At 58.9% G+C, this 1,737-nt stretch carries 2 protein-coding genes; both read right to left on the minus strand.

Annotation, left to right across the window (positions count from 1 at the left end):
* Nucleotides 1–63 precede the first annotated feature (63 nt).
* A complete protein-coding gene (locus NW844_RS11455; protein ID WP_414335777.1) occupies nt 64–879 on the minus strand; it encodes a DUF2993 domain-containing protein in 816 nt (271 codons plus the stop codon).
* Nucleotides 880–939: 60 nt separating this feature from the next.
* The gene (locus tag NW844_RS11460; RefSeq protein ID WP_414335779.1) at nt 940–1,401 is read right to left on the minus strand and encodes a hypothetical protein; all 462 of its coding nucleotides are present in this window, start codon (nt 1,399–1,401) and stop codon (nt 940–942) included.
* Nucleotides 1,402–1,737: the final 336 nt, after the last annotated feature.

The following is a 1,737-nucleotide window of genomic DNA, read 5'->3' on the forward strand; positions in this document are numbered from 1 at the left end:
GGGTACAGGGCGGGGCTCCTGCGGTTTCTAGCTGAAGATTGCATCCATGCTCAACCGGGATCTCTAGCCGTCCGCGTCAGGGATCATGATCTTCTCCAGCGTCTCCACCCGCACAAACCCAATCACCTGCAATTGGTCAGGTTCTATCTCTAGGCTGAGCACCCGCAGCAGGATCCCGATCTCTTCCAGCTCTTGCAGGTCAAACACCCTATTGAGCCCGCCCAAGAAGGCTGCTGAGATCTCATCAGGAACCCGTACAGAACCGATGACAAACTCCGGATTCTCCAGCTTGAGGCTGCGCCCTTCTTCCACCCGGATCCCGGCGTTGAACACCACTTCGACCGACTGCTCGGTGCCGCCGTCCCGCTCCACCAAGAGGGCAGAAAGCTGAATACGGTTGGGATCCAAAAACTCGACGCGGGGCTGACGCAGGTCAAAACGGCGAGCTTCCCTGCCAGCTCCGCCAAAGGGCAGATCTGCTTGAATATCCTGAAACTGGCGGAGCACCTCTGGCAGGTTGAGGGCAGCATTCAAGTCCTCTTCTCGCACCACCACCCGCACCGCAGCTTGCAGAGGTCGCGCCAGGCGCAGGGGAGCCCCCTGAAAAAAAGAGGGATCGATCGCCACCGGATCGGTTTCCAACTCGAGAAGCTCAAGGCGGGGGAAAGGGGCCCGATACAGCCCGCGACCGGCAATCAGCAGGCGATCCGCTTGGCCCTTCAGCAGACGGTAGTTGGGCCGGCTTTGGATGCGCACCTCCAAAACCTCGGCCCGATCCAACTGATCCAGCAAAAGCTGCCGTGCCGTCTGATCTGCCAGATAGCCTGCTCCTCCTCCCAAGCCTGCCAACAGCCCCACGAGAATCGCCAGGAGCTCCATACTCACCACCCTGATGCGCCCCAGCCCAGGTTAGCAAAGGGGCCATCTTGGGGATCCCGGCTAGCGCAGCACCTTGAGGGGACTGGCCTCGATGGGGCGGTTGCCCAGGAAGGTTTTGGCAATTTTCAGGCCATCGGCCATCACCGGACGATTGAGGGCGGGATCATGGATGAATTTGGCCCCCGAGGCAACCGTTGGGCGCCCCTCGCCCCAGGTATCCACAACCTTAAGAGTTGCGGCGGCAACCGGACGTCCGTCGGCATAGTAATCCACCACCTTCAGGGTCGAAGCCCCCACCGGACGGTGGTCGATCTCGATCTTGCTGAACTTGACAGGGCTGGGGAAGACGGGCGGGCCGGATCTCTCCGTCAGCAGTACCGGCATCTGAGCAGAGGCCCCCTCAGCAGGCAGAGGAGCCAGGTTCAGAGGGCTACCCATCTGCGTTGGCGAGACGGAGTCCTTTCCCACAGAAGAGGCTTCTTGCTCTGGAAGCGTGCTGGAATGACCATTGGGAACGGCCATAAGAATCTCCCAAGTTGATAGAAAAACAAACCAAACAGGACGGGAAAGGATCTAGACCCAGTGGGGCGCTGCAGAAGAGCCGTACAGCTCAGCCAGGCTAAAGTTGACCTCTTCAAATCCAAGCTAAGCCGAAATCTAAAAAGATTATAAACCAAACTTGGATATGGGATCCGCTGGGCACAGCTCGGCGCTCTCTTCAAACTGACCCTGTGTTCTGCTCTTGAGCTCATGGTTGTCCAGATGCAACCCATTGAACACCCCTGCGCAAGACCCAAAAGGGTTGGTACACTAGCGCTGGAGTGAGTTGGCCAGATCGATGGCGGGGATCCCTCATGT

This window comes from Synechococcus sp. H55.2, from assembly GCF_047462495.1.
In the GTDB taxonomy this organism is placed as follows: Bacteria; Cyanobacteriota; Cyanobacteriia; order Thermostichales; family Thermostichaceae; genus Thermostichus.